Consider the following 20947-nt stretch of genomic DNA (forward strand, 5'->3'; position numbering starts at 1 on the left):
ACATGAATGGAAAAAAAGAAAGACTGGATGTATTGTTAGTAGAAAAAGGGCTGGCTGAAACAAGGGAAAAGGCGAAGCGGTTGATTATGGCCGGCCTTGTATTCGGTAATGAAGAACGTTTGGACAAGCCCGGTGAAAAGGTTCCTGCCGACATGGAACTCGTAATCAAAGGGAAAGTGATGCCTTATGTTTCGCGGGGTGGCCTGAAGCTTGAAAAAGCCTTGCAGGTTTTTGACCTGGACGTAAAGGGCAAGGTCTTAATGGATATTGGGGCCTCTACAGGGGGGTTCACCGACTGTGCGCTGCAAAACGGTGCGAAAATGTCCTATGCCCTTGATGTTGGTTATAATCAGCTTGCCTGGAAACTCAGACAGGATGATCGTGTACAAGTAATGGAAAGAACCAATTTCCGATATGTAACTCCAGGTGACCTGGAAGGGGAGATGCCGAATTTCGCCAGTATTGATGTATCATTCATCTCCTTAACCTTGATCCTTCCGGTGTTAAAAACTTTACTAGTTCAGCATAGCGATGTGGTGGCACTCGTTAAGCCCCAATTTGAAGCAGGGAAGGAACAGGTCGGCAAAAAGGGGATCGTACGCGATCCAAAAATCCATGCGGAGGTCCTTGATAAGATTATTGCATTTGCTTTGCAGCAAGGGTATGAAGTAAAAGATGCCTCATTCTCTCCAATAACCGGAGGAGACGGCAATATTGAATTCCTGCTTCACCTGTACTGGGACGGCAGTAAGGAACAAGGGGAAAATAAGCTTCGACAATCCGTTGAAGACATTGTGGCCCAAGCTCACCAGGAATTGAAAAAAACAAAAACACCGGATGAAACTGAAGGCTCCTGAGGCGAATAAAGCGCCTCCATGGAGCTTTTTCTTTTGCTTAAAACCAATTGTATGGAATAAACCGTCCCTGCGAGGAAATTCTACACGGTAAGACAAATAATGAGATAAAAAGAAAGAAAATAAATGTACAATTTGCACTAAATCCGCTAACATTACTTGTATAAAGCGTAATAACAAGTGCCGACTATTTCTCGAGAGGTGCATTTTTTAAATGAATAAAGGACAGCGACACATAAAGATTAGAGAGATTATCGCTAACAATGACATAGAGACCCAGGACGACCTGGTTGATGAGCTTAAGAATGCAGGATTTAATGTTACTCAAGCAACCGTATCAAGGGATATAAAGGAACTGCATCTTGTAAAGGTGCCGTTGATGGATGGGCGTTATAAATACAGTCTGCCTGCCGATCAAAGGTTCAACCCTCTGCAAAAGCTAAAAAGGATGCTGATCGATGCCTTTGTTCGCATTGAAGCAGCAAGTAATTTGCTGGTCATGAAAACACTGCCAGGGAATGCTCAGGCAATAGGGGCACTCATAGACAATCTCGACTGGGACGAAATCCTTGGAACGATTTGTGGTGACGACACCTGTTTAATTATTTGCCGGACGCCGGAGGACGCAGAAGCGATAACCAATAAATTTTTGGACATGCTCTAGTTTGGGAGAGGTGAATTGAGCTTGTTAGTGGAACTTTCTATCAAAAATTTTGCGATCATCGAAGCCCTTTCGATTTCACTTGAAAAGGGTTTAACTGTTTTGACAGGGGAAACGGGAGCTGGTAAATCTATTATCATTGACGCAGTACATTTGCTTGTCGGCGGACGGGGATCTTCCGAATTCGTTAGGCACGGAGAATCGAAGGCGGAAATCGAGGGTTTGTTTCAACTGGATGACGATATACACCCGGTTTTTTTAAAGGCCGAGGAATTTGGTATAGATGTTAGTGATGGAATGATAGTACTGCGCCGTGAAATGTCAGCATCAGGCAAGAGTGTTTGCCGGGTTAATGGCAAGCTTGTAACAATTGCAGTCTTACGGGAAATCGGCCGTTCCCTTATCGATATCCATGGACAGCACGAACACCAGGAATTAATGGATGAGCGACTTCATATGCAGTTATTGGATCAGTTTGGAGGAAAAAAACTAGCTGAAGCCGCCTCGGAATATGAAACATTGTATAAGAAATATGATACGGTTGCCAAGCAGCTTAAAAAGCTGAGCCAGAACGAGCAGCAAATGGTTCACCGTCTTGATTTGATTCACTTCCAGCATGAAGAAATCCAAAAGGCGGACCTAAAGTTTCAGGAAGATGAAAAGTTGTCAGAGGAAAGAAAGAAAATCAATAACTTTGAAAAGATACATGAAGCCCTCCAAACTGCATATCAGGCGCTTCGTGAAGAACAACGGGGGCTTGATTGGTTATCTGTAGCGATGAACAATATGGAGGAAGCGGCCGGAATTGATGAATCGATCCAGCAGCTTTCAGAAACGGTGGCGAACAGTTATTATAATCTGGAGGATGCCGCAGCAGGTATAAGAAACCAGCTTGATGTACTGGAATTTGATCCTGAGCGGCTTGACTTCATTGAAAACAGGCTGAACGAAATCAATCAGCTAAAAAGAAAATATGGTAAAACCATCGAAGAAATCCTGGAATACGGCGCTGCCATTGAGGAAGAAATCGAAACGATTCTTAATCGTGAAACCCATATTGCCAAACTCGAAGGCGAAATGAAATCGATTAGAGCAGATCTCTTGGTGGAAGCAAAAAATCTTTCCGACCTTCGGATGAAGTACGCTAAGCATTTAACGAAAAACATCCACCAAGAACTTAAAGAGCTGTATATGGAGAAAACGGTTTTTGAAGTTCATTTCCATAAAACAGCCTTTACCTACGATTCATCACAGGAAGGGGGCATACTCCCTGGAGGGCTGGATGAACTTGAGTTTTATATTTCGACCAACCCGGGAGAGCCTTTAAAACCTCTTTCTAAAATTGCCTCAGGCGGTGAACTGTCAAGGATCATGCTAGCGTTAAAAAGCATCTTCTCTAAACACCAAGGAGTCACTTCCATTATATTTGATGAAGTCGATACGGGTGTCAGCGGCAGGGTTGCCCAGGCGATAGCCGAAAAAATCTATAGAGTCGCTGTTGGCTCCCAGGTGCTTTGCATTTCACACCTGCCCCAGGTAGCTGCGATGGCAGACACCCATTTATTTATTTCTAAAAACATTAAAAGCGGTAGAACCAAAACCTCTGTTCTTCCTCTTGGAAATGATGAAAAGATTAAAGAAATCGGGAGAATGATTTCAGGGGTAGAGATAACGGACCTCACAAAGAAACATGCAAAGGAGCTTATAGAACAGGCTGAACAGTTAAAGGAAGCAAAATAGTTCCGCTTACTCGTATCACTCTGGAAAACAGAATGAAAATTATGTAAATGTTGATTCGTTGAAAAGCTATCCGTTTTTGGATGGCTTTTATTTTGCAGTAAAGTTATAAATGCAAGCTAGGAGGGCTACATTAAAAGTGTAGCCTAAAGCAGGGGTAATTAGATAGAAGCGAGGAGAGTGAACAGATGAAGCTATGGATAAACAGAATAATCGGTGGAATCCTCCTTGTTTCGCTAATAGCATTAGGGTTATACCAGCCATTTAGTGACTATATTTCAATCCCGAAGAAAGTGGTCCTGTTTGAAGGGGAAAATTACCGCTTGCCATCTGCATTACCAGTAACGGCAAGGGTGATTACCGCTGAGTCTGGGGCCACCGTGGATAAATCAGGCAATGCGGTTACGGTTAAGGCAGAAAAACCTGGTACGAATGAACTTCTCTTGGAGTTTGCCGGATTACCGGCGAAAAAGGTCGATGTGGAAATTATTAAGGATTTTAAGGTAGTCCCAGGGGGGCAATCGATTGGCGTCAAGCTTAATACATTAGGGGTTCTTGTTGTAGGCCATCATTTGGTGGATACACCAAATGGCAAAAAATCACCGGGTGAAATCGCAAAGATACAAGTCGGCGATATTATTACAAAAATTAACAACCAAACAATTACAAAAATGTCAGACGTAACTCCATTTGTACAAGCCGCTGGCAAAAGTGGGCAACCATTGCAACTTGTGATAAACCGTGAAAAACAAACAATGAAAGCAACACTTAAACCTCTAAAGGATAAGAACGAAGGGATGTACAAGCTAGGCCTTTACATTCGTGATTCAGCAGCAGGCATTGGCACGATGACTTTTTTTCATCCAGAAACAAAGAAATATGGGGCTTTGGGCCATGTCATTTCTGATATGGACACAAAAAAGCCCATTGTCGTGAAGGATGGACATATTGTACGGTCGACAGTAACATCTATTGAAAAAGGAAGCAACGGTGACCCGGGTGAAAAACTGGCTCGATTCTCGTCAAATAGGCAAGTGATCGGCAATATTAAGATGAACAGCCCATTCGGTATATTTGGGAAACTAAATCAGAGTGTAAATAACGGAATCGCGGATAAGCCAATTCCCATAACTCTATCCAATGAAGTAAAGGAAGGACCAGCCAAAATCTTTACCGTTGTGAATGGGTCTGAGGTAGAGGAATTTGATATCGAGATTGTCAGTACGATTCCTCAAAAATTTCCTGCCACAAAAGGAATGGTGTTAAAAGTGACTGATAAGGAGCTGCTCGCTAAAACAGGCGGCATCGTGCAGGGAATGAGCGGTAGTCCGATCATCCAAAATGGAAAATTAATTGGAGCAGTTACCCACGTTTTTGTCAATGATCCCACTAGCGGTTATGGAGTTCACATCGAATGGATGTTAAACGAGGCAGGGATCAATATATATGAAAAAACAAACACATCTCCCAAGGCAAGTTAAATAAAAAAACGCTTAACTGACAGGGGACACGCCCGACGAACTTTTTCTAGGATCTAGATGAAATTTCGTGGGTATGTTCCCTGTGTTTTTTGCCATACAAAAACAACATTCTCCATTTTTTACTTGCCTTTTTTGTGGTAGACTAAAGTCAGGGATTTTCGACATACATGATTAACATTATATCGAATATAGTCGAAAATAAGAGTTAAATCGAGAAAAAAGGCGATTCTGTATTATTTTTCTAAATTTAAAGGGATTTTCATTCCCATTGTCGAAAAGTTCAATTACAATAGAATTTAGAAAATTAGAAAAAACACCTATTGTAATTGAGGAGGAAATCAAGGGTGAAAAAAATAAAAGTATGCGTTGTAGATGATAATAGAGAGCTCGTCTCATTGCTGGAGGAGTACATCTCCAGCCAAGAAGATATGGAAGTCATCGGCGTTGCCCATAATGGCCAGGATTGTTTAAATTTGTTGGACACCACAAACCCAGACGTTTTAATTCTGGACATTATCATGCCTCACCTAGACGGCCTCGCAGTGCTGCAAAAAATAAGGGAAACCAATCTTGGGAAGGTTCCGAATGTCATCATGCTTACTGCATTCGGCCAGGAGGATGTAACAAAGAAAGCAGTAGATTTAGGTGCTTCTTATTTTATCCTAAAGCCTTTTGATATGGAGAACCTGGCTGGCCATATACGCCAGGTAAGCGGCAAAACAAGTAATATTTTAAAAAAGCAGCCGCAATACAGTTACCGACCGAGCCAGGCGGATTCAAAGCCAAAGAATCTAAGTGCCAGCATCACAAGCATCATCCATGAAATCGGTGTCCCTGCACATATTAAAGGATATCTGTATTTACGCGAAGCTATCTCCATGGTCTATAACGATATTGAGCTGCTTGGCTCAATTACGAAGGTCCTTTACCCCGATATCGCTAAAAAATATAATACTACAGCCAGCCGTGTTGAGCGTGCGATCCGGCATGCGATTGAAGTAGCTTGGAGCCGCGGCAATATTGAATCGATCTCATCCTTATTCGGATACACCGTCAGTATGTCCAAGGCAAAGCCTACAAATTCCGAATTCATTGCAATGGTCGCAGATAAGTTAAGGCTGGAACATAAGGCTTCTTGAAAGGGTTAGAAGTATTGGATAAAGGAACTTCCCGCAGACCTCAGGAAAAATGGGGTCTTTTTTAATTTTCTGAGAAAATGTAATCGTTTTATTTTTCTTTTAAAATCTTTATCGTTTGTTTTATTAATTTATAGGACATCATTAATGGACTTGCTTCAAGCTAAAGGAGAGGGGAAAGTTTCCATCGGATTATGGCTTTTCCTGATACTACCCTCTAAATAAAAACGATGGAGAAAAAAGCTGGACAAAACCACAAAAAGCACCTTTTTTGCTGAATATAATCATATTTATTATGAACGCTAATGTTGGTTACGTTTAGAAAAGAAATAACAAAAGGCCCGTGAATGAATCGCGGGTCTTTGTTATTTGAATCTATTTTGTACTTTATTTTCCTTTCGGTCACGATAAAGAACAAACCCAGCGATAAAACCAATACCTCCCACACAAAGGACAAGGCCTGCCAGGAACTGCATCCACAGCGCCGGATAGGGAAACTGTAGAATGCCGAAAAGCATATCTCTCATGATCTTAATTCCATATGCCGCAAGTGCCCCAGGTATAAAAAGGACTAGAAAAGCCAATAACCGTTTCATGCAGGTGTTTTCCCCTCTAAAAAAGATTCACACAAAAATCATAGTTGATTTATAAGATTTGTCAAGCCTGTACAACTTCTTTAAAATGAAGACAAAATAAGAAAATTTTTTCATATAGATCAAGAGAACTCTGAATTTCTTTGCAATTGTCGCTGGGAGGGCATTGCCATGCAAAAGGTAATGATAGTAGGGGCAGGAACCGGTGGGACTGCCATATTGAATATCCTGATGGAAAGTCAAACTCTTTTTATTCAATGTATGGTAGACATTAATTTGGAAGCCCGGGGAGTCCAGCTTGCTAGAGAGCTTGGAATCCGGACAGGGACCAACTGGAAGGAGTATCTGGATGATTCTCTTGATATCGTTATTGAAGCGACGGGAGATGAACGGGTATTTGAAGAAATACGACAAATTGGACGCGGAAGGTTTGTGCTCATCCCGGGCAGTGTTGCTTACATCATCGCAAAGCTCTTTGATGAGAAGAGGGATTTGATTGATAAGCTGAAAAAAGAAAAAAATAAACATGACTTAATTTTTAATACTACCAATGACGGCATGATCGTTGTTGACCAGAGAGAGGAAATCATTCTTTTCAACCGTAGTGCGGAACGCATGGTGGAAGCAAAGCATGAGAAAGTCCTTGGTAAACCAATTACCGAAGTAATACCGGGAAGCCGTCTCCCTGACATCCTCAAAACGAAACGGATGGAAGTCAATCAGGCGCAGGAACTGAATAATGGCAGGAAAATCATCACTACCCGTATTCCACTTACTGATGAGAATGAAAAAGTGGTCGGGGCTTTTGCTGTTTTCAAGGATATTACAGAAGTAGTGGCCCTCGCTGAAGAAATTACGAACCTGAAAGAAGTTCAGACAATGCTTGAGGCAATAATCCAGTCGAGTGATGACGCCATATCCGTAGTCGATGAACAGGGGCATGGAATCCTCATTAATCCGGCTTATACAAGAATTACCGGGTTGAGTAAGGAAGAGGTAATCGGAAAACCTGCTACAACTGATATTTACGAAGGGGAAAGCATGCATATGCAGGTGTTAAAGACGAGAAGGCCAGTTAGGGGTGTAAATCTTCGGGTTGGCCCGCTGAAAAAAGATGTCATTGTCAATGTAGCGCCAATCATTGTTGACAACCGGCTGAAAGGCAGCGTAGGCGTCATCCATGATGTATCCGAAATCCGCCGGCTGACAAAGGAGCTAGACCGTGCACGGCAAATAATCCGGACTCTTGAGGCAAAGTATTCGTTTGCTGACATCATCGGGGAATCAGAAGAGATGAAGCTGGCGGTCGAACAGGCAAAGCTGAGCGCGAAAACGCCTGCTACCGTCCTGCTCAGGGGAGAGTCAGGAACCGGCAAAGAGCTGTTTGCTCATGCGATTCATAATGCGAGTGAAAAGAAATTCAATACATTTGTGCGCGTCAACTGTGCAGCCCTTTCTGAATCATTGCTTGAGAGCGAGCTGTTCGGCTACGAGGAAGGTGCATTTTCAGGGGCAAAGCGCGGCGGTAAACGCGGGTTATTTGAGGAGGCGAACAACGGCAGTATTTTTCTTGACGAAATTGGGGAATTATCACCGAACATCCAGGCAAAACTGCTAAGGGTCCTACAGGAAAATGAAATTGTCAGGGTTGGAGGCACAAAACCGGTGCCGATTCATGTAAGGGTAATCGCCGCCACTAACTTAAATCTTGAGAAAGCAATTACGATTGGGAGCTTCAGGGAGGATTTATACTTTCGGTTGAACCGGATACCCATTATAATCCCTCCGCTGAGAAAAAGAAAAGATGATATAAAGGCGCTTACCACGCATTTAATCCAAAAAATCAATCAGGAATATGGCCGGAATGTTGAAGGAATTTCCCTCCCTGCGATTGAAAAATTGAAGCAATATCATTGGCCTGGGAATGTGAGGGAGCTGGAAAACATCCTAGGAAGAGCTATCATTTTTATGGGGATAAATGAAACCGCGATGGAAGCTGGACATATTCCTGACCTCATCGAAGGTGTAGAGAGAAGCGTTAATGTGTCCAAACCCCCTCTTGAAGTCGTGAAACAAAAACCATTATCTGAAACGATGGATAGGTATGAACGAGAAGTTATTAAACAAGCATTGATTAACCATAAAGGGAACAAAACAGCCACCGCAAAATCACTGGGAATTTCTGTTAGAAGTCTTTATTACAAAATGGAAAAATTCCATCTTGCACATTACAGCACGCAATAATTTGCATGGTATGCAAATTATTGCGTGAAGAATAACAGGAAAACGTCAGCGGATATTGTTTTTATACATATAAATAAAATTGGCACAATACTTGCGAATAATGATAGGTGGGGACAATTCGCTCCTCTCCTGTTTTTTTGCTTCCTCCTTTTTGATATTTTAACGAATTAAACAGCATGAATGGGTTGGGTACAAAGATAAAATAAAAACGCTGCTTGAATAAGCAATCCTGCGGGCAGAATGGATTGTAGCTGTATCAGCTGCCGAAGATGAAGAAGGGAATAACTGAAGGCGCTATGAAAGACCTAGCTTTTCTTTGATCTTATTAAGCAATAAACAGAGAGAAACCGGCGCATGGTTGAAGATTATCCAGAAGAATATCTTGGAACATTATTATTGAATACAGAGTACTAATATCTATAGCAACGGAAAAAGCAGTAGAAGCCGTGAAAACTGCCCAGGGATTTCCTGTTTGCCATTAATGAATGCAAGAGGCCAAATTTCCGGTTGTAACCAGATGGCTTGCATGGATTTAATAATGCGGTTTCTTTTGAGAGGCACCGGGAGCGTGCGCCCCTATTTTAGTAACATTCAGGGCTCGTTCTGAGGATAGTAAATGATATCCTTGCGCGGCTCTTGCGATTTGCTCTGCATCTAACAATCTATCCTACATCAGGGGAGGAATTTTCATGGAAATCTTTCAATATCTTGAGAAATATGATTATGAGCAAATTGTCTTTTGCCAGGATAAACAATCCGGACTAAAAGCAATCATTGCGATACATGACACGACTCTAGGCCCTGCACTTGGCGGTACCCGCATGTGGACATATGAATCAGAAGATGCCGCTATTGAGGATGCCCTGCGCCTGGCTCGCGGCATGACTTACAAAAATGCTGCGGCAGGCTTGAATCTCGGGGGCGGCAAAACTGTGATCATAGGTGACCCTCGTAAGGATAAGAATGAAGAAATGTTCCGGGCTTTCGGACGTTATATACAAGGATTGAACGGGCGCTACATTACTGCAGAAGATGTTGGAACCACGGTTGCCGATATGGATATTATCCACGAGGAAACAGACTATGTAACAGGTATCTCGCCGGCATTTGGTTCTTCAGGCAATCCTTCGCCTGTTACAGCATATGGTGTATACCGCGGAATGAAAGCGGCCGCGAAAGAAGCGTTTGGAACAGACTCTCTTGAAGGAAAGGTTATTGCCGTTCAGGGCGTTGGAAACGTAGCTTTCAATTTGTGCCGCCACCTTCATGAAGAAGGTGCAGAGTTAATTGTAACGGATATAAACAAGGAGTCCGTAAAGCGTGTGATAAACGAATTTGGAGCGAAAGCGGTCGAACCAAGGGAAATTTATGGGGTGAATTGTGATATTTACGCTCCTTGCGCTCTTGGGGCGGTGATCAATGACCAGACAATCCCTCAGTTAAAGGCAAAGGTTATTGCGGGAGCAGCGAATAATCAATTGAAGGATCCTGTGCATGGAGATCAAATCCATGATATGGGTATTGTTTATGCACCTGATTACGTCATTAATGCAGGAGGCGTCATCAATGTTGCCGATGAGTTAATCGGTTATAACCGGGAGCGCGCAATGAAAAAGGTGGAAATGGTCTATAACAATATTGAAAGAGTGATCGAAATTGCCAAACGGGATGGAATTCCTACCTATATGGCTGCCGATAGGATGGCAGAGGAACGAATTGAAAGAATGAGAAATTCCCGCAGCCAATTCCTGAGGAATGAAAAGAATATACTAAACCGGCGCAGATTATAAGATATTTGAGTTTACATTAGGCAGTGTCAAGAAGTGGAATGATAGGAGGCATTGTAATGGCACAAGAATACGATCTTGTCATTTTGGGTGGCGGGACGGGCGGGTATGTTGCCGCAATCCGTGCAGCCCAGTTAGGCTTGAAAACGGCGGTCGTTGAAAAAGGAAAGCTTGGAGGCACTTGCCTGCATAAGGGATGCATTCCTTCCAAAGCCTTGCTCCGAAGTGCGGAGATATTCAGTACAGCTAAAAATAGTGAAGAATTTGGGGTAATAACAGGCGAAGTAAAACTTGATTTTATAAAAGTACAAGAAAGAAAAAGCAGGATTGTAGACCAGCTTTACAGAGGGGTCCAGTATTTAATGAAACAAGGTAAAATACACGTTTATGAAGGTACTGGCCGGATCCTTGGACCATCCATTTTTTCACCAATCCCCGGAACTGTTTCTGTCGAGATGAATAATGGTTCAGACAATGAGATGCTTATCCCGAAAAATGTCATCATCGCGACAGGTTCAAGGCCAAGAACCCTTCCAGGATTGGAAATAGACGGAAGCCTTGTTATGACATCGGATGAAGCGCTTCTAATGAAAACCCTGCCGGCCTCTATAATAATCGTTGGCGGTGGTGTAATCGGGATAGAATGGGCTTCCATGCTGCAGGATTTTGGTGTTGAGGTCACCGTCATTGAATATGCTGATCGGATCATTCCCACGGAGGATAAAGACATTTCCAAGGAAATGCATAGGCTTATGAAAAAAAAGGGCATCAAAATAGTGACTACCGCCAAGATACTTCCCGAAACATTGAAAAAAGGAGATACTGTATCCATTTCAGCCGAGGTAGGCGCGGAAAAGCAAGAATTCAAGGCTGATAGGATGTTGGTCTCTGTAGGTAGGCAGGCGAATATAGAAGGAATTGGAATAGAAAATACCGAAATCGTGATTGATAAAGGATATATAGAAGTGAATGATGTATACCAGACCAAGGAATCGCATATATACGGAATCGGAGATTGCATTGGTGGTCTGCAGTTAGCCCATGTCGCTTCACATGAAGGGATCGTGGCAGTGGAGCATATTGCTGGAGAAATCCCAAACAAAATCGATTATTCCTTAATTTCAAAGTGTATTTACTCAAAACCAGAAGTTGCAAGTATTGGTTACACAGAGGAAGAGGCTAGTATAAAGGGACATGAATTGAAAATTGGTAAATTCCCGTTTAAAGCAATTGGTAAAGCATTGATAAATGGCGAGTCTGACGGTTTTGTCAAAATCATTGCCGATAAGAGGACGGATGACATTCTCGGTGTACATATGATTGGGCCCCACGTGACAGATATGATATCTGAAGCAGGACTTGCAAAAGTCCTCGATGCTACCCCGTGGGAGGTTGCTTATACAATTCATCCGCATCCGACATTGTCGGAAGCGATTGGTGAGGCAGCCCTCGCAGTGGATGGACTTGCGATACATTTATAGATTGGGTTTTTAAGACATTCATTTTTACGGGATGCTTGCTTATTTCTAATAAGGAGGGAAATTGATGGTTGAGAATCGCCATAAAGAGTTAGGCCTTAGCGACGAAAGGGTTTTGGAAATATATGAAACAATGCTTCTTGCACGAAGAATTGATGAACGGATGTGGCTTTTGAACCGATCAGGGAAGATCCCGTTTGTCATTTCTTGCCAAGGCCAGGAAGCGGCACAGGTAGGAGCAGCATTTGCGCTTGATCGGGATAAGGATTATGTCCTTCCTTATTACAGGGATATGGGCGTTGTCCTTACTTTTGGGATGACAGCCAAAGACCTTATGCTGTCCGGGTTTGCAAAAGCAGAAGACCCAAGTTCCGGCGGGCGCCAAATGCCGGGGCATTTCGGCCAAAAGAAAAATAGGATCGTTACCGGATCTTCACCGGTAACCACCCAGGTTCCCCATGCAGTCGGCATTGCTCTAGCAGGGAAAATGGAAGGTAAGGATCTCGTTTCATTTGTAACGTTCGGCGAAGGTTCTTCCAATCAGGGTGATTTCCACGAAGGTGCCAATTTTGCAGGCGTCCATAAGCTTCCTGTGATTTTTATGTGTGAAAATAATAAGTATGCGATTTCTGTGCCGATTACAAAACAATTGGCTTGTGAAAAGGTGTCAGATCGTGCAATCGGCTACGGCATGCCAGGAGTCACAGTGGATGGAAATGACCCTCTTGAGGTCTATAAAGCCGTAAAAGAAGCAGCAGATAGAGCACGGCGGGGCGAGGGGCCGAGTCTGATTGAAACGGTGTCATATCGGCTTACAGCCCATTCGAGCGACGATGATGACCGCACATACCGGGCTCCTGATGAAGTGGCAGAGGCGAAGGCAAAAGATCCGATCATTACTTTTGGAACCTATTTAAAAGAAACCGGCGTCTTAAATGATACGAACCAGAACGAAATAAATGATCGGATCATGAAGAATGTAAACGAGGCAACGGATTATGCGGAAAATGCACCATATGCCAATCCGGAAGAAGCTTTAAAATATGTATATGGAGAGAGATAAGGGGGAGTATAAATGCCGGTAATTTCCTATATAGATGCGGTAACTCTGGCTATTCGCGAAGAAATGGAAAGAGATCCGCGTGTGTTTGTCCTCGGAGAAGATGTTGGCAGAAAAGGCGGAGTATTCAAGGCGACAAACGGACTATATGAGACTTTCGGGGAAGACCGGGTAATAGATGCGCCGTTAGCTGAATCTGCCATCGCAGGGGTAGGCGTTGGCGCGGCTATGTATGGTATGCGCCCAATTGCGGAAATGCAGTTCGCCGATTTCATCATGCCTGCAGTCAACCAAATCATTTCCGAAGCCGCCCGGATCCGATATCGTTCGAATAACGACTGGAACTGTCCGGTTGTTATCCGTGCCCCTTATGGGGGAGGTGTCCACGGGGCACTTTACCACTCGCAATCAGTGGAATCTGTTTTCGCGAACCAGCCTGGATTGAAAATTGTCATGCCTTCAACTCCTTATGATGTAAAAGGGTTGTTGAAAGCAGCAATTCGCGATGATGATCCTGTTCTGTTTTTTGAGCATAAACGGGCTTATCGTTTGATTAAAGGGGAAGTCCCTAAAGAGGACTACGTGCTTCCGATCGGAAAGGCAGACGTTAAGCGGGAAGGGGAAGATATAACCATCATTACATATGGCCTGTGTGTGCACTTTGCGCTTCAGGCAGCGGAAAAATTGGCCAGTGATGGGATATCAGCACACATCTTGGATTTGCGAACCGTATACCCACTAGATAAAGAAGCAATCATTGAAGCTGCATCGAAAACAGGAAAGGTGCTCCTTATAACCGAGGATAATAAGGAAGGAAGCATTATTGGCGAGGTTTCAGCGATAATCGCCGAAAATTGCCTGTTTGACCTAGATGCCCCGATTATGAGGCTGGCCGGACCGGATATTCCCGCTATGCCGTATGCACCGACAATGGAAAAGTTCTTCATGGTCAATCCCGACAAGGTTGAAAAGGCGATGAGGGAATTGGCTGAGTACTAACATGCACGTGGGGCCGTGTGTACTATCATGTTGCTGACGGGAAAAATCCCATTAACCATACTGCTTTAAAATAAAAAATGGGAGGAATGACAAATTGGCAATCGAACAAATGAAAATGCCGCAGCTCGGCGAAAGTGTCACAGAGGGTACCATCAGCAAATGGCTAGTAAAGGCAGGAGACCATGTCAATAAATATGATCCTATCGCTGAGGTCATGACCGATAAGGTAAATGCGGAAGTTCCATCCTCATTTTCAGGAGTAATAAAAGAGCTGATGGCCAAAGAGGATCAAACCCTCGCTGTTGGTGAAATCATCTGTTCCATCGAGGTAGATGCGACAAATATGGTAGAAACGGGGAGCAAGGAAACACTCCATGCCGAAGAAAACATAGCATCTCCGGTTCTGTCAGCTGCTGGTGAAGGCCGAAATAAAGCAAGGTATTCTCCTGCTGTCCTGAAAATCTCCCAGGAACACGGTATTGATTTAAACCAGGTTACAGGTACCGGCAGGGAAGGACGGATAACAAGAAAAGATTTGTTGAAGCTGATTGAATCAGGCAGCATACCACGAGCACGTGCTGCCAACCAAGAGCCAATAATTGAAGGCAAGGGAAAAATTCCGGTTTCTTCTGATGTACTGCCTGCTTCTCCAACACAAGTAGTGTCTGGTCTACCTGTTGCGGCAGGAGATGTGGAAATCCCGGTAACGGGAGTCAGAAAAACAATTGCAGCCAATATGCTTCGCAGCAAACATGAAATTCCGCATGCGTGGACCATGGTGGAAGTCGATGCCACCAGCCTTGTAACGTATCGTGATTCTCTGAAAAATGAATTCAAACAAAAAGAGGGCTTTAACCTGACTTACTTTGCATTTTTTGTCAAAGCAGCCGCACAAGCTCTGAAGGAATTTCCACAGATCAATTCCATGTGGGCCGGTGATAAAATTATCCAAAGAAAGGATATAAACATCTCAATAGCCGTTGCAACAGAAGAGGCACTGTTTGTACCGGTTATAAAAAATGCAGATGAGAAATCTATAAAAGGCATCGCAAGGGAGATCCATGAGCTGGCGGATAAAGTGCGAGGCGGCAAGTTAAAACCGGATGAAATGCAGGGTGGTACATTTACCGTTAACAATACTGGTTCCTTTGGTTCCGTGCAATCCATGGGGATTATCAATTATCCCCAGGCAGCAATCCTTCAAGTTGAATCCATCGTAAAACGTCCGGTCATCATCAATGATATGATCGCTGTCCGGGATATGGTGAATTTATGCATGTCCCTTGACCATCGAGTACTGGACGGCCTTGTTTGCGGACGATTCCTTGCACGGGTAAAAGAAATTATTGAAAACATGTCCAGGACAACCACGCCGATTTATTAAAAAAATGCCGGTTCCTGCCGGCATTTTTTTTGTCCAAAATAATTCTTTATAGGAGAAAGGTAGCGATTGCAGGATTAAGCCCGATTTTCTAGAATATTACTATGTTAGAATGTTATAATTATTTTAATAATTTGGAGGGAGGGGAGCTTTCTTTTCATACTGAGCGAGCGTTCAATATCTACCTGAAAAGAAAGCGATTACAAATGAAACTGGACGAAATAAAGCGTTTATCATTTCCTGAAGCTTCCCTTGAAGATTGGAAGAAAGCCGTTGAAAGCGGTTTAAAGGGAAAGTCAATAGACAAGTTGAAAACGGATACATATGAAGGTGTTGAGCTAAAGCCGCTTTATACCGCAGAAGGCCTTCTTGAAGCAAGTACAAACCAGGAATTCCCTGGCTTCTTCCCATATACCAGGGGAATCCATGTGACAGGCTACCGGCAAAATCCGTGGTTAATGTGCCAGCCTGTTTCTGGTGCTTCTGCTGAAGATGCAAATAAGAGAATGCAAGCGGCACTAGAACGAGGGCAAAATGTAATTTGTTTTCCGGCAGCCCAGCTAATGGATTATCCTGAAAAACTTTTAAACAACCTGCCTCTACATGATATTCCTATTTTTATTGATTTTGAGGGCAATGGGGAAACGATCTTGCCATCAATTATCGAATTGATTAATAGACTTGAATTTGACAGCCAATTAGTTAAAGGAGTCCTGGCTGAAGACCCGATTGCAGAATTGGCCGCCTCAGGAATCATTCCAACACACATTGAAGAATACTTTAAAGTTTGGTTTTCGGGTATTCGAAGGGCGAAAGAAGCTTGTCCGGAGGTAAAAACGATTCTTATTAAGGCATCCGTTTACCATAACGGAGGGGCCAATGCGGTACAAGAGCTTGTCTATGGACTGGCCGAGGCGGTTTTTTATCTGGAAGAAGGGCAAAAAAATGGGCTTCGCCTTGAGGACCTCGCCAATAAAATTGTATTTTCATTTGGAATCGATTCCAATTACTTTATGAACATTGCAAAACTTCGTGCAGCTCGTCGCTTATGGGCCTTGCTCTCGGAAGCATACGGTGTTTCTTCCGATTATTTCAAAATGCATATTCATGCGGTAACCTCAGGTGTAACAGAAACGCTTTATGATAAACATGTGAATATTCTTCGTACGGCAAACCAAGCATTTGCAGCAAGTGTAGGCGGCGTTCAGTATTTGCAAGTCCACCCATTTGACCGGCTGAACGGAAGCGCGACCGAATTTTCTGAACGGCTAGCCAGGAACACCCAATTGATCTTGAAGGAAGAGTCGCATATTCCGGCCGTTACGGATCCTGCCGGCGGATCGTTCTATGTCGAGAAGCTGACGGATGACATTACGGAGGCGGTTTGGGAAAAATTCTTAAGGATCATGGAAAAAGGAGACATTATTCGCGCACTGAAGGAAGGTACCATTCAGTCAGACATTGCGGATAATTTCAAACAAAAACAGAAAAACGCGTCGATCCGGAAAGAGAGTATTATCGGAACGAATGTTTATCCGAATCCAGCGGAAAAATTGAAAATTCTTAATAACGGAACGGAAAATGTCCATAAAAGAACAGGTGTCGCTCAAATTGCTGTCATCCCAAACCGCCGGATAGCTGAAGAATTTGAGAGCATCCGTCTACGGGCTGAAGAAGCTGCCAGTAAAGGGGAAGCTCCTAAGCTAGGACTGGTCAATATGGGTGAACTCAAGGCCTATAAGCCGAGAGCCGATTTCATAAAGGGGATTGTGACTGCGGGAGGCATAGAAGCAGTTGAAAGTGAAGGCTGCAGGACGGAAGCGGATGTGCGGGCTTTTATCGAGGAAACCAACCTGAAAACCTACTGCATTTGCGGAAGCGACAATGACTATCGGGAAATGGCCAAGCTGTTTGTAATCGCAGGAAAGGAAAGTCTGCCCGGGGTACATATATATCTGGCAGGAAAACAAGATGAAGAATTAGAGGCTTCTTTAACACAAGCAGGGGTCAAAGGTTTTGTTCATGTGAAAACGAACGTAATTGAATTTCTTACACAATTGCTGACTGAGCTGGAGGTGAACTGAATTGAAAAAACCTGATTTTACTAAAGTCAATCCATTGAAAGGGCAGGCAGCTGGATCCGTTGAAGACTGGAAAAAGCAAGCAGAAGCCATGATAAGTGGATCTATTGAAGACCTTTTATATGAAACAAACGAGCAAATCCAAATAAGTGCGCTTTATGGTAATCACAATTTGAATGATTTTGAGCACATGAAGGGGGTCCCGGGTATTGCTCCCTACACAAGGGGGCCATATCCGACAATGTATGTAAACCGGCCGTGGACAGTCCGCCAGTATGCAGGATTTTCCACAGCCGAGGAATCGAATGCCTTTTACCGCAGAAATCTGGCAATGGGCCAAAAAGGGTTATCAGTTGCCTTTGATTTAGCTACGCACAGGGGGTATGATTCCGATCACCCACGCGTTGTAGGGGATGTGGGAAAAGCTGGTGTTGCCATTGATTCGGTTCTTGACATGAAACGGTTGTTTGAGGGAATTCCGCTTGATCAAATGTCTGTGTCGATGACGATGAACGGTGCAGTCCTGCCGATCATGGCCTTCTATATCGTAACAGCCGAGGAGCAGGGAGTGACCCAGGAGAAGCTTTCCGGGACCATCCAGAACGATATTTTAAAAGAATACATGGTACGTAACACATATATTTATCCGCCGGAAATGTCCATGAAGATTATTGCGGATATCTTTGAATACACGTCTAAATTCATGCCGAAGTTTAACAGCATTAGCATATCGGGTTATCACATGCAGGAAGCCGGAGCACCAGCAGACATAGAGCTTGCCTATACGCTCGCAGACGGACTGGAATATGTCCGCACTGGACTTGATGCGGGGATTTCTATCGACTCATTTGCCCCTCGCCTTTCATTTTTCTGGGCAATCGGGATGAACTATTTTATGGAAGTGGCAAAAATGAGGGCTGCCCGCTTTATTTGGGCTAAGCTGATGAAGCAATTTAATCCGGACAATACCAAGTCTATGGCATTAAGGACACACTCACAGACATCAGGATGGAGCTTGTCGGAACAGGATCCTTTTAACAATGTTGTCCGTACGTTATTGGAGGCCCATGCTGCTGCACTCGGGCATACCCAATCACTCCATACGAATGCACTTGATGAAGCTATTGCCTTGCCAACCGACTTTTCTGCTCGGATTGCAAGGAATACACAGCTATATCTTCAAGAGGAGACGGGAATTACAAAGGTCATCGACCCATGGGCAGGATCCTATTATGTAGAATCGCTGACGAATGAGCTCATCAACCGGGCCTGGATGCATATCGAGGAAATTGAAGAGCTTGGAGGGATGGCAAAGGCCATTGAGACGGGGCTTCCGAAGATGAGAATCGAGGAAGCGGCGGCAAAACGCCAGGCACAAATCGATTCTGGCAAGGAAACAATAGTAGGCGTGAATAAATATCGCCTTGAAAAACAAGATCCAATTGAAATTCTAGAAATTGACAATTCGGCAGTACGTGAAAGTCAAATTCAAAAACTGGGACAATTAAAAGAAGCTAGAAATCAGGAACAGGTTAAGGATGCGTTGGCTGCACTTGAAAATGCAGCAATGACTGGTGAAGGCAACTTGCTTGAACTGGCCGTCCGCGCAGCTAGGGCTAGAGCCACACTGGGTGAAATTTCGGATGCTATCGAAAAGGCCTCAGGGCGGCATAAAGCTACGATCCGTTCGATCAGCGGCGTCTATAGTTCTTCCTATTCAAATGATGATGAAATTGAAGAAGTAAAGAGGATGACGCAGGAATTTTTTGAAAATGAAGGAAGGCGACCTCGTCTGTTGATGGCTAAAATGGGGCAGGACGGCCATGACAGGGGTGCAAAAGTCGTTTCGACTGCTTTTGCGGACCTGGGCTTTGATGTCGATATTGGACCTCTTTTTCAGACACCGGAAGAAACGGCGCTGCAGGCAGTGGAAAATGATGTACATGTCATTGGCATGAGCTCCCTTGCCGGAGGACACAAAACCCTTCTTCCACAGCTTGTTAATGAATTGAAAAAATTAGGAAGGGAAGACATTATTGTTATTGCAGGTGGAGTCATTCCCGCACAGGACTATGAATTCCTTAGGGAAAATGGAGCGGCAGCCATCTTTGGTCCTGGCACGGTAATTCCTCAATCCGCTAAAGTAGTTTTGGAAGAAATATACCGCCGTCTTGGCTATGAGGAAGTGTCCCAGTGATGGATGACGGCAAGAAGCCTGAATGGGCAGAAGGTATGGATAGTGCAGGCTTTGCCTCAGTGGTGAAGAAAGGGGTTGACGGCAATCCTATAACCGAACCGAAAAGAACGAGCCGTTTCATCAAACCGTCCAAGCGTACGATTAACCTGAACGAGATAAAGAAAGGTCTTTTGCAAGGAGACAGGCCAATGCTTGCTAAGGCCATCACTTTAATTGAAAGCAATGCGCCCCATCATTTCGATGATGCCCAGCAGCTTTTGCAGACCATACTTCCGTATTCCGGGCATTCCGTCAGAATTGGGATTTCTGGTGTCCCTGGTGCGGGAAAAAGTACTTTTATAGAATCGTTCGGCACTTTTTTATGCAGTCTGGGACATAACGTTGCTGTTCTCGCCGTTGATCCAAGCTCATCGGTAGGCGGCGGAAGCATTCTGGGAGATAAAACGAGGATGGAAGGACTCGCGAGAAACCCAAAAGCGTTTATCAGGCCCTCCCCTTCTGGAGGAACGCTTGGCGGTGTGCACCGAAAAACAAGGGAAACGATTGTGGTTTGTGAAGCTGCCGGATTTGATATTATCCTGATTGAAACAGTCGGCGTAGGGCAAAGCGAGTCGATGGTTCGAAGCATGTCAGATTTCTTTATGCTGCTTGCCCTAACCGGAGCCGGTGATGAACTGCAAGGAATGAAAAAAGGCATTATGGAACTCGTGGATGCGGTTATCGTAAATAAAGCAGATGGGCAAAACCGGCCGCTTGCCCTAAAGACAAAAGCAGAATACAGCCGGATTTTACATTTTTTGCAGCCTGCCACGAAGGGATGGCCCGCAAAGGCCTATGCTTGTTCATCCCTAACCGGCGACGGTATTAGTGAACTTTGGGATGCTATAGGCGATTTTGTGAGAGTGACAAAAGAATCAGGAGCGTTTGACGAGAGAAGGCGAACACAATCCAAGGAATGGATGTATTCATTGATACATGACAGCCTGCATAATATGTTTTTTAAAAACGGGAAAATAAAAGATATTCTGCCGGTTTTGGAGAATCAGGTGGCATCGGGGAACAAAACTGTAGCCAAGGCTGTACAGGAGTGCTTTGAAGTATTTCATGAAGCGATTCAAAATGGCGGTCTTACGGATAAAAAAGAAAAGGGATAGCAGCAAAGCTGCTATCCAATTTAGGGAGTCAGGGGTATGGATCTAGTTGTACCGATATCTTTCCCGGTCTATTAGAATCTTAAACCTATTTCCTTCAAGTTCCA

The 20947-nt window shown here is 43.9% G+C and carries 15 protein-coding genes; 14 read left to right on the forward strand and 1 reads right to left on the reverse strand.

The genetic code is table 11. The features are described 5' to 3' along the window. The first annotated feature begins 2 nt into the window (after positions 1-2). From CUU64_RS04980 to spo0A, 5 genes are all read left to right on the forward strand, one after another. On the forward strand, positions 3-857 hold the full coding sequence (locus tag CUU64_RS04980; protein WP_101632171.1) for a TlyA family RNA methyltransferase: 855 nt from the start codon (positions 3-5) through the stop codon (positions 855-857). Positions 858-1068: 211 nt separating this feature from the next. Continuing rightward, on the forward strand, positions 1069-1518 hold the full coding sequence (gene ahrC, locus CUU64_RS04985) for a transcriptional regulator AhrC/ArgR (protein ID WP_101632172.1): 450 nt from the start codon (positions 1069-1071) through the stop codon (positions 1516-1518). A gap of 21 nt (positions 1519-1539) precedes the next feature. After that, positions 1540-3255 (forward strand): DNA repair protein RecN, encoded by a 1716-nt coding sequence (gene recN / locus CUU64_RS04990; protein ID WP_101632173.1) that lies wholly within the window; start codon positions 1540-1542, stop codon positions 3253-3255. A gap of 185 nt (positions 3256-3440) precedes the next feature. Beyond that, positions 3441-4733 (forward strand): SpoIVB peptidase, encoded by a 1293-nt coding sequence (gene spoIVB / locus CUU64_RS04995; protein ID WP_101632174.1) that lies wholly within the window; start codon positions 3441-3443, stop codon positions 4731-4733. Positions 4734-5077: 344 nt separating this feature from the next. Then, positions 5078-5872, forward strand: coding sequence for a sporulation transcription factor Spo0A (gene spo0A / locus CUU64_RS05000; protein WP_101632175.1), 795 nt, complete (start codon positions 5078-5080; stop codon positions 5870-5872). A gap of 362 nt (positions 5873-6234) precedes the next feature. Here spo0A and CUU64_RS05005 read toward each other — a convergent pair whose 3' ends face one another. Next, positions 6235-6465, reverse strand: coding sequence for a DUF2627 domain-containing protein (locus CUU64_RS05005; protein ID WP_101632176.1), 231 nt, complete (start codon positions 6463-6465; stop codon positions 6235-6237). A 168-nt stretch (positions 6466-6633) separates the two neighbouring features. Between CUU64_RS05005 and CUU64_RS05010 the strand changes: the two genes are divergently transcribed. The 9 genes from CUU64_RS05010 (at position 6634) to meaB (ending at position 20843) form a co-directional block, all read left to right on the forward strand. Continuing rightward, positions 6634-8706, forward strand: coding sequence for a sigma-54 interaction domain-containing protein (locus tag CUU64_RS05010; RefSeq protein ID WP_101632177.1), 2073 nt, complete (start codon positions 6634-6636; stop codon positions 8704-8706). 689 nt (positions 8707-9395) lie between these two features. Next, positions 9396-10496 (forward strand): branched-chain amino acid dehydrogenase, encoded by a 1101-nt coding sequence (gene bcd, locus CUU64_RS05015; RefSeq protein WP_101632178.1) that lies wholly within the window; start codon positions 9396-9398, stop codon positions 10494-10496. Positions 10497-10552: 56 nt separating this feature from the next. Beyond that, positions 10553-11974: a dihydrolipoyl dehydrogenase gene (lpdA, locus tag CUU64_RS05020; RefSeq protein ID WP_101632179.1), complete on the forward strand. Its 1422-nt coding sequence runs from the start codon at positions 10553-10555 to the stop codon at positions 11972-11974. A gap of 64 nt (positions 11975-12038) precedes the next feature. Beyond that, positions 12039-13034, forward strand: a complete 996-nt coding sequence (locus CUU64_RS05025) for a thiamine pyrophosphate-dependent dehydrogenase E1 component subunit alpha (RefSeq protein ID WP_101632180.1) — start codon at positions 12039-12041, stop codon at positions 13032-13034. A 12-nt stretch (positions 13035-13046) separates the two neighbouring features. After that, entirely contained in the window at positions 13047-14030 is a 984-nt protein-coding gene (locus CUU64_RS05030) for an alpha-ketoacid dehydrogenase subunit beta (protein WP_101632181.1), read from the forward strand. Between the two features lie 94 nt (positions 14031-14124). Next, positions 14125-15414, forward strand: a complete 1290-nt coding sequence (locus tag CUU64_RS05035) for a dihydrolipoamide acetyltransferase family protein (protein WP_101632182.1) — start codon at positions 14125-14127, stop codon at positions 15412-15414. Positions 15415-15617: 203 nt separating this feature from the next. Then, positions 15618-17495 carry an acyl-CoA mutase large subunit family protein gene (locus CUU64_RS05040; protein WP_180954465.1) on the forward strand — a complete coding sequence of 626 codons (1878 nt, stop codon included), beginning with the start codon at positions 15618-15620 and terminating at the stop codon, positions 17493-17495. Between the two features lies 1 nt (position 17496). After that, positions 17497-19689, forward strand: a complete 2193-nt coding sequence (scpA, locus tag CUU64_RS05045; RefSeq protein WP_101632184.1) for a methylmalonyl-CoA mutase — start codon at positions 17497-17499, stop codon at positions 19687-19689. Next, entirely contained in the window at positions 19689-20843 is a 1155-nt protein-coding gene (gene meaB, locus CUU64_RS05050; RefSeq protein WP_101632185.1) for a methylmalonyl Co-A mutase-associated GTPase MeaB, read from the forward strand. Before scpA ends, meaB begins: the two co-directional genes overlap by 1 nt. The last annotated feature ends 104 nt before the right edge of the window (positions 20844-20947 follow it).

This window comes from Bacillus sp. V5-8f (assembly GCF_002863565.1).
Classification (GTDB): Bacteria; Bacillota; Bacilli; order Bacillales; family DSM-1321; genus Peribacillus.